The organism is Mucilaginibacter sp., assembly GCF_036568825.1.
Classification (GTDB): Bacteria; Bacteroidota; Bacteroidia; order Sphingobacteriales; family Sphingobacteriaceae; genus Mucilaginibacter.
In genome coordinates this window covers 59,390-67,898 of sequence record NZ_DATCRU010000031.1, presented here as the reverse complement: position 1 = coordinate 67,898, position 8,509 = coordinate 59,390, and the positions used below count along the sequence as shown (strand labels likewise).

Sequence of the window (8,509 nt, the reverse complement as noted above, 5' to 3'; positions counted from 1 at the left end):
TATCCACCACACGACCATAAAAAAGGTTGCCATGCTGGTAAAGTATGCCATAAAAAGTAGAATCGACTATATTGCCAAGCGCGCCGGCGAGTATGAGCGCCACGCAGATGGTTAGGCCACGGTTATATTTATGTTTGATGAGGTATACCAGGCCATAACCTATGGCAAACACCGCGAAAATGCGGAATAGTGTTAAAACCAGCTTACCGAAATCCCCTCCCAATTCCATGCCGAAGGCCATGCCGTTGTTTTCGGTATAATGCAGCATACCATGGTCGCCAAGGAAATGAATATCCTGCCCCAGGTACATATGCGTCCTGACCCAGGTTTTGATGATCTGGTCAATCAGGACAATAAAAACAACAATTAAAAAGGGTTTTAAGTAAGCCGGCTTCATTAATTTTGTTTCAGTTTTGCTTCCATACTAAGGGTAGTATGTGGTACGGCACGTAAACGTTCCTTTTGTATCAGTTTACCGGTTTCGCGGCAAACACCGTAGGTTTTGTTCTCAATGCGTACAAGCGCTGCTTCCAGTTGCTCAATAAATTTTTTCTGGCGTGCAGCTAACTGGTTTATTTGTTCCTTCTCCAGCGTTGCCGATCCGTCTTCCAGTGTTTTATAGGTACCTGCGGTATCATCGGTTCCGTTCGCATTTGGCGAGCTTAATGATGTTGCAAGCGCGTTCAGCTCTTCGCGTGCTATACGCAGTTTATCCAATAACAGGTCTTTAAATTCTTTTAATTCGGTGTCTGAATATCTGGTTTTTGTGCTTTCTTGTTCCATTATATTTTATTAATAACAATAAATAATTCTACTCCTTCAATCACAATCTTGTCACCTTCATTTAGCTCATCTTCAAGCAGTAAGCTGTCGGCCAAAATTTCGGCGCAAATATAGGTTAAATTATTATTCACCGCATCGTTTATCAAAGGGTGACTGCTTAACCTTACATTTATGCGGTCAGTAACCTCAAATTCCTTCTCTTTGCGCAGATTCTGGACCCTATTGATCAGCTCGCGCGATATGCCCTCCTGTTTCAGTTCGCTGGTTATCGTAACATCTAAAGCCACGGTTAGTTTTCCCAAATTTGCAACCTGCCATCCCGGAACGTCTTCAGCGATGATCTCAACATCGGCCAAAGCAATTTCGAATGTCGAATTTGCAATCTCGAAGGTCGCTGAACCAGTCTCTTCAAATAGATTTAACGCGTCCTGGCTCATATTGGTTATAGCCTCGGCTACAGCTTTCATGTCCTTACCTACCTTTGGGCCCAGCGCTTTAAAGTTTGGTTTTACCTTCTTCTTGATGAAACCGGATGCATCGGTGATGTATTCGATATCTTTAATATTGGTTTCAGAAAGGATCAAATCCTTCACCTGCTCTACCTGGTGCCTGAAGTTTTTATTCAGGATAGGTAATAAGGTTCTTTTCAATGGCTGACGGACATTGATGCCTACTTTTTTGCGTAGCGACAACGTCAATGACGAGATATCCTGCGCCAGCTGCATTCTTTCTTCCAGCGCTTTGTTTACCAGTAGTTTATGATAAACAGGGAAATCAGCCAGGTGAACCGACTCAAAATTTTCCTTTTTGGTGACCTTATTCAGATCAGTATATAGTTTATCTGCAAAGAATGGGGCAATTGGCGACATCAGCTTGGCGATAGTCACTAAACAGGTATATAAAGTTTGATAAGCTGATAACTTATCTTCTGAGTCGTCCGATTTCCAGAAACGGCGGCGACTTAATCGAACGTACCAGTTACTCAAATGCTCGTCCACAAAATCCTGAATAGCACGGGCAGCTTTGGTAGGTTCAAAATCAGCATAAAATTCGTCAACGTCTTTGCTCAGTGTATTTAGTAATGAAATGATCCACTGATCGATTTCAGGACGTTTGCTTAATTCGATCTCTGCTTCGCTGTAATTGAAGCCATCGATATTAGCATAAAGCGCAAAGAAGTTATAGGTATTATATAAGGTGCCGAAGAACTTCCTGCGAACTTCATCCAGCCCTTCCATATTAAATTTCAGGTTGTCCCATGGCGATGCATTGCTGATCATATACCAGCGTGCGGTATCGGCCCCATATTGCTCAATGGTTGAGAATGGATCGACTGCATTGCCCAAACGTTTGGACATTTTGTTGCCGTTTTTGTCCAGCACCAAACCGTTCGATACTACATTTTTAAACGAGATACCTTTATTGCCAACCTCTTTATTAACTGCTTTTATCTCATCACTTGTTTCGCTCAGCATTACTGCGATAGCATGCAGCGTAAAGAACCACCCGCGGGTTTGGTCAACACCCTCAGCAATAAAATCAGCCGGGTAAGCTTTTTTAAATTGATCTTTATTCTCGAAAGGGAAATGCCATTGCGCATAAGGCATAGCACCTGAATCGAACCATACGTCGATCAGGTCAGGCTCACGGTACATGCGGTTGCCGTTTGCTGAAGTCAATATCACATCGTCAACAAAAGGACGGTGCATGTCGGTCAGCTTAAAGCCTTGTGGCATAAAGCCCGCAGCAATAGATTTCTCTATCTCCTGCTCCATTTCGGCAATAGAACCGATACATTTTTCTTCACTTCCGTTTTCCTCGCGCCAAATAGGCAGCGGAGTGCCCCAGTAACGTGAACGCGACAGGTTCCAGTCTACCAGGTTTTCCAGCCAGTTGCCGAAGCGGCCAGTACCGGTTGATTCCGGCTTCCAATTGATGGTTTTATTCAACTCAACCAGCTTATCCTTTACCGCAGTGGTGCGGATGAACCAGCTATCCAGCGGATAATATAAGATCGGCTCATCAGTACGCCATGAGTGCGGGTAGCTGTGCTCATATTTGCGGACGTCGAAAGCTTTATTATCTTCCTTCAGCTTTATGGCGATCATTACGTCGGTCGCCTTAAAACCCGGTGCTTCGCGTTCTTCTTTGGTATAATATTCTTCTTTAACGTATAGTCCTGCAAAGTCGGTCACTTCTTTTACAAATCGGCCTTGCTTGTCAACGAGTGGCACTTCTTTACCGGTTTCATCCAATACCAATACCGACGGAACGCCATTTTCCTTACAAGCCCGGAAGTCGTCTGCACCAAATACTGATGCAGTGTGTACGATACCTGTACCATCCTCAGTAGTAACAAAATCAGCAGGAATTACACGGAATGCGTTCTTTTCTAAATCAGCATTGGTTACATAAGGCATTAGTTGATGATAACGCAGGTCAAGCAGGTCAGACCCTTTAAATTGGGCCTTAACCTTCCACGGGATTACTTTATCACCACCTTTATAATCTTCAAACGATGCGTTTTCACCTTCAGCTTTAAAATATTTACTTACCAGGTCCTTCGCCAAAACAACACTTACCGGTTCGTAAGTATATGGATTGAAGGTGCTGATCTTAACGTAATTTATATTTTCTCCAACCGCAAGGGCGCAGTTTGATGGTAAGGTCCATGGGGTCGTCGTCCAGGCTAATATGACGGTATCCTCATCAGTGCTTTCAAACAAAGTATCGATGAACGGATGCTGTTGATCTTTCTTTAAATGGAACTCGGCAACAATGGTGGTATCCTTCACCATTTTGTAAGTGCCTGGCTGGTTCAACTCGTGCGAGCTTAAGCCGGTACCCGATTTTGGCGAATATGGCTGTACGGTATAACCTTTATACAGCATGTTTTTGTTATACAACTCCTTCAGTATCCACCAAAGGGTTTCGATGTACTCATTTTTATAAGTAATGTACGGATCATTCAGGTCGACCCAGTAACCCATTTTCTCGGTCAGGTCATTCCAAACATCAGTATATTTCATCACCTCCTTGCGGCAGGCTTCGTTGTAATCTTCAATAGAGATCTTTTTGCCGATATCTTCTTTAGTGATGCCCAAAGTTTTTTCAACGCCAAGCTCAATAGGAAGACCGTGTGTATCCCAGCCGCCTTTACGTTTTACCTGGTAACCTTTCAGTGTTTTATAGCGGCAAAAAATATCCTTGATGGAACGGGCCATTACGTGGTGGATGCCCGGCATACCATTTGCCGACGGCGGACCCTCATAAAAGGTGTAAGGGTTGTTTTCCGGTCGACTGGTAATGCTTTTTTCGAAGATGTTGTTCTGCTTCCAGAAGTCCAAAACATCCTTACCGATCTGTGATAAATTTAACTGCTTATATTCGTTGTACATCAATATGTTCCACCTCAATTTTTAGAGGTTGCAAAAATACGGAATTTTACTATTAAAAAGTTAAATTGCCGTCATGAAAATTAAGTTTACCCGTGCTTTACTGATAACGATATTGGCTTTAATAGTCTTTTTGGCGACCACTTTTATCCCATGGTTAAGGGAAAGTAAATTTGGTGATTTTCTGCAAGGCTTTTCACTTGGAGTAGGAGCAGCCATGCTGATTGCTACCATCCATTTTTATAATCAGTATAAAAAAGAGCAAAATTCAGCCACCCGCATTTGATGGGCAATTTTCGTTACCCGGTTGTGTTGTTTTTGACAAGTTTTGTCGTAATGGCTATCGGTCTGGTATTTAAAATAATGCATTGGCCGGGCGGGCAATTGATCACAGGAAGTATGTTTATGGTGCAGGCTGTATCGATAGTGTGGCTGATTGTGTTGTTGGTTAGAAAGCGGTAATTGTGTGATATGGGGAAAATATGTAACTTTATATCATAACGACGCTAACGTTACAGGTTCCCGACTTTCTTGAAGATGATCACCAGGATACGGTGAGTTTCATAGCTGCTAAACTTTACGAGGCAGGGAAACTCTCTTTGGGGCAGGCTGCTGAAATGGCAGGACTGGATAAGAGGGCTTTTGCGGAGTCTTTAATTAAATACGGAACTTAAAACTCAAAATATCCCCCTATTCCCCCCACCATCAATCTGAATAGTCGTACCACTGATATAAGCAGCCTGTTCTGACGCAAGGAAAGCTACCAACGCACCTAGCTCTTCCGGTTTGCCAATGCGCCCTGCGGGAATGGCTTTAGTTTTTTCCTGTAAGGCTAGCTCCGGGTCCATGCCTTTGGGATAGGTTTCTTTAATACGCTCTGTCAGAATTAATCCCGGAGCGATATTATTAACGGTGATATGATAAGGCCCGAATTCGTCAGCCATCAATTTGGCCATGCCAACCACACCCATACGCATTGAGGTGGACAGTACCGCATTGTTCAACACCGATTTTACCGATCCGCTAATAATATTGATGATACGCCCACTGCCGGCTTTCTTCATGTAGGGCAACACTTCACGGCTGTTGCGCGCAAAGCTGAGAATAGTCAGCTCAAAAGCTTTTTGCCAGGTTTCATCATCAAAAGTTTCAAACTTATCAAATGGTGGTCCGCCGCCGTTGTTGAGTAGAATATCAATCCGGCCAAAAGTATCTCCTGTTTTTTTGATAAGCGCTTTCATTTGTTCTGCGTCAGACACATCAGCAGATATGGCAATCACTTCATTCCCGGTTTGTTGGCGTATTTCTTCAGCAGTTTGGTTCAGTTCGTCGGCATTGCGGGAACTGATGACCACCTTTGCACCTTCAGCAGACAGGGCTAAGGCTGATGCCTTTCCCAAGCCCTTGCTTGCCGCTAAAACTATGGCGACTTTATCTTTTATTTTGAGATCCATGGTAGATAGAGTTATGTATTAATTATCCTTTTGGGGGATCATATCGAATATTACTGACGAGTTAAAATTACCGCTTTTATCCCTGTAATAATTATTATAACAAAACATTTGCCCCAGCGGGTTCAATTCTTTATCCTCCGATTTTCGCTCATCCCACTCAAAGCGGAATCTTTTCGGAGTATTTTGAACATTGAAGAAATGATATGGGTCAGCATAAAGCTTGACGATCACCAAATAGCCTTTATATCTGAAGTAGCCAAGCGTGGTTTTTTGTGAGAATACATTCATGTTCAATACTGTCGTATCGGTCCGCAGTCCGTTAAGCGATATGGAATATTCCTTGTTTACCAGTGACGAACTCATCAAAAAACATGACTTTCCCGGATCACTCAAGCCAATGTATTTATCCAAGAGCGAGTCGATCTTTTTATCTTCCGTAAGGGCGACGGCACTAATGGCTGATGCCGGTATCGGATCGCTGAAAGTCATTTTATCAAATTGACCGATTGGATAATTAAAATCAGCCGAGCAGAAATATTTATCGCTACCAGGCGGACTCAGTTTATACCTGAATGTCCTGCTATGAGGTGTCGGTTCAAAGAAATTGAATATGTCGTATGTGTTCACCACAAAAACCAGGTATTTCTTGTATTTGAAGTAACCAAAAGGCGCTTTGTATTTTAAAAAATTGAAATTCAATACAGATGTGTCAGTTTTAATCCCTTTCACGGTTAAGCCATATAAGCCACCGATTGGGTCAGCATACAACACAAAACATGACCTTCCCGGATCGCCCAGCTTTACAAATTTATCCAGCAAGGCGTCGATCTTAGGATTTTCCTTCATCAACGGAATAGTTGCCCGATTTATTCCCTGTGCATAGGAATATCCCGCATAGATCATTAAAACCAGAATAAGCAACGCCAACTTTTTGATCATAAAGGTCATGACTTGCCTAAACTTACGCCAAGCAATATAACTATGCAAGTATTTAAGCTATTTTTGAAGGATGAACAAATTTATCCGTGGCTTTGGTTATGCATTGAATGGTGTCTGGCATGCTGCTGCTACTCAACTGAATTTCAGGGTGCATTTGGTGTGTGCTTTGGTTGCGGTGTATGCCGGCTATGCCTTGCATATTTCAAAAGACGAGTGGCTGTGGATCATCTTTTGCATTGGCATAGTGCTGGTTGCCGAGTTGTTCAATACTGCTATCGAATTCCTGACCGATTTGGTGTCGCCCGGATACAACAAAAGGGCCGGACTGGTTAAAGACATGGCTGCCGGCGCCGTATTGATCACTGCCATTACAGCCTTAACCATCGGCCTGGTGATCTTTGTTCCCAAGGTGTTAGCACTTATCCATCATGCTGCATAAAACCAGGGGCATCGTTTTCAAGATCACCGATTATGGCGAGAGCAGCGTAATTGTACAAATATTTACTGAGAAATTCGGGCTGCAATCTTATATCATCAACGGTGTAAAAAAGCCCAGGGCAAAGATCAGCCGTAACATGCTGCAGCCGCTGCATTTGCTCGATCTGGTGGTTTATCATAAAAGTACCGGGCAGGTTCAGCGTATTTCTGAGTTGAGAAATTCTCCTGTTTTGCTAAGTATACCCTATGATGTCATAAAAAGCAGCATTGTTTTATTTCTAAATGAAGTATTGTATAAAGCGGTAAGGCAGCAATCTGCCGATGAAAATCTTTTTGATTTTATTTTTAATGCGATCGAATGGCTGGATAATCAAACTGAAGGGTTATCCAATTTTCATTTGCTTTTCTTGACACGATTAACGCGATACCTTGGCTTTTATCCCGATCAGGCGATTAATGCGGATTATTTCGATATGAAGAATGGCGTGTTCAGCAAATATAAACCGGAAGGATTTTCATATTTGTCACCTCCACATACACAGAATTTTTATAGTCTGCTGCAATGCAGTTTTGAGCATATCGGTCAGCTGAAATTTAGTAATGATGAACGCCGATACCTGGTGCAGAAATTACTGGAATATTATGCCCTGCATATCGAGAGGTTTGGTAATATCCATTCGCATGAAATATTGGAAGAAGTGCTGAGCTGATTTATTGTAGTATTTTGCAAAAAACCTTTAATTTCACCACAATAAATTAACTCATTTAAACTATCCTGTTACAGTTGATGCCCGGCAAAGTTCTAATTGTCATCCCATGCTATAATGAAGAGGCTTCGCTGCCCTCGGTTTTAGACGAGCTTCATCAAACAATCTTACCCGGAGGCTACCAGATGGAGGTGGCAGTGATCAACGATTGCTCTAAAGATAATACCGTTACCGTGGCCCGAAAGCATGGAGCTACCGTACTTGACCTCCCTGTCAATTTAGGCATTGGCGGCGCGGTACAAACAGGCATCCGCTATGCACGCGATAATGGTTTCGACATTGCCATACAATTGGATGGCGACGGTCAGCACCCGCCAAAGGAATTGGAAAAACTGGTGGGTCATCATATGGAATCAGGCGCCAATATTGTTATCGGTTCACGCTTTTTGGAGAAAGAAGGCTTTCAATCTTCATTTCTGCGCCGTTTGGGCATCAGCTATTTTCACTGGGTAAACCGGGTGATGACCGGAAAGCATATTTATGACAGCACCTCCGGTTTCAGGTTGTTCGATAAAGCAGCAATCAAGATCGCGGCAGCAAATTATCCTGATGAATACCCGGAGCCTGAATCACTGGTGTTATTCTCAAAAGCAGGTTTAAAAATCGCCGAAGTGCCCGTAATTATGAGCGCCAGGCGCGGCGGGCAGTCTTCTATACGAAGTTTCGGGTCAGTATATTATTGCATTAAAGTTAGCCTGGCTATGTTTTTTTCATTCATTCGTAAACCCTGATC

General features: G+C 42.9%; 11 protein-coding genes. 6 read left to right on the top strand and 5 right to left on the bottom strand.

Features of this window, described 5'->3' with window-relative positions; genetic code table 11:
* The 3 genes from VIM89_RS06835 to ileS form a co-directional block, all read right to left on the bottom strand.
* On the bottom strand, positions 1-397 hold a 397-nt coding region (locus VIM89_RS06835; protein WP_488155393.1), incomplete at its 3' end, for a signal peptidase II.
* Positions 397-783: a TraR/DksA family transcriptional regulator gene (locus tag VIM89_RS06830; protein WP_488155392.1), complete on the bottom strand. Its 387-nt coding sequence runs from the start codon at positions 781-783 to the stop codon at positions 397-399. The genes VIM89_RS06830 and VIM89_RS06835, both read right to left, overlap by 1 nt.
* Positions 783-4,181 carry an isoleucine--tRNA ligase gene (ileS, locus tag VIM89_RS06825; RefSeq protein ID WP_488155394.1) on the bottom strand — a complete coding sequence of 1,133 codons (3,399 nt, stop codon included), beginning with the start codon at positions 4,179-4,181 and terminating at the stop codon, positions 783-785. The genes VIM89_RS06830 and ileS overlap by 1 nt, the downstream gene beginning before the upstream one ends.
* 73 nt (positions 4,182-4,254) lie before the next feature.
* Here ileS and VIM89_RS06820 point away from each other — a divergent pair, with 73 nt between their 5' ends.
* The 3 genes from VIM89_RS06820 (at position 4,255) to VIM89_RS06810 (ending at position 4,852) form a co-directional block, all read left to right on the top strand.
* A complete protein-coding gene (locus VIM89_RS06820; protein WP_488155391.1) occupies positions 4,255-4,464 on the top strand; it encodes a hypothetical protein in 210 nt (69 codons plus the stop codon).
* Positions 4,464-4,640, top strand: a complete 177-nt coding sequence (locus tag VIM89_RS06815) for a hypothetical protein (RefSeq protein WP_488155390.1) — start codon at positions 4,464-4,466, stop codon at positions 4,638-4,640. The genes VIM89_RS06820 and VIM89_RS06815 overlap by 1 nt, the downstream gene beginning before the upstream one ends.
* Before the next feature lie 92 nt (positions 4,641-4,732).
* Entirely contained in the window at positions 4,733-4,852 is a 120-nt protein-coding gene (locus VIM89_RS06810) for a UPF0175 family protein (RefSeq protein ID WP_488155389.1), read from the top strand.
* Between the two features lie 3 nt (positions 4,853-4,855).
* On the opposite strand, the gene VIM89_RS06805 is transcribed toward VIM89_RS06810, so the two are convergent.
* Both VIM89_RS06805 and VIM89_RS06800 read right to left on the bottom strand, forming a co-directional pair.
* The gene (locus VIM89_RS06805) at positions 4,856-5,632 is read right to left on the bottom strand and encodes an SDR family oxidoreductase (protein ID WP_488155388.1); all 777 of its coding nucleotides are present in this window, start codon (positions 5,630-5,632) and stop codon (positions 4,856-4,858) included.
* A gap of 18 nt (positions 5,633-5,650) precedes the next feature.
* Positions 5,651-6,571 carry a hypothetical protein gene (locus tag VIM89_RS06800; RefSeq protein WP_488155387.1) on the bottom strand — a complete coding sequence of 307 codons (921 nt, stop codon included), beginning with the start codon at positions 6,569-6,571 and terminating at the stop codon, positions 5,651-5,653.
* A 70-nt stretch (positions 6,572-6,641) separates the two neighbouring features.
* Here VIM89_RS06800 and VIM89_RS06795 point away from each other — a divergent pair, with 70 nt between their 5' ends.
* The 3 genes from VIM89_RS06795 (at position 6,642) to VIM89_RS06785 (ending at position 8,507) form a co-directional block, all read left to right on the top strand.
* Positions 6,642-7,010, top strand: a complete 369-nt coding sequence (locus VIM89_RS06795) for a diacylglycerol kinase family protein (protein ID WP_488155386.1) — start codon at positions 6,642-6,644, stop codon at positions 7,008-7,010.
* Entirely contained in the window at positions 7,000-7,719 is a 720-nt protein-coding gene (recO, locus tag VIM89_RS06790; RefSeq protein WP_488155385.1) for a DNA repair protein RecO, read from the top strand. Before VIM89_RS06795 ends, recO begins: the two co-directional genes overlap by 11 nt.
* A 77-nt stretch (positions 7,720-7,796) precedes the next feature.
* The gene (locus tag VIM89_RS06785) at positions 7,797-8,507 is read left to right on the top strand and encodes a glycosyltransferase family 2 protein (RefSeq protein WP_488155384.1); all 711 of its coding nucleotides are present in this window, start codon (positions 7,797-7,799) and stop codon (positions 8,505-8,507) included.
* Positions 8,508-8,509: the final 2 nt, after the last annotated feature.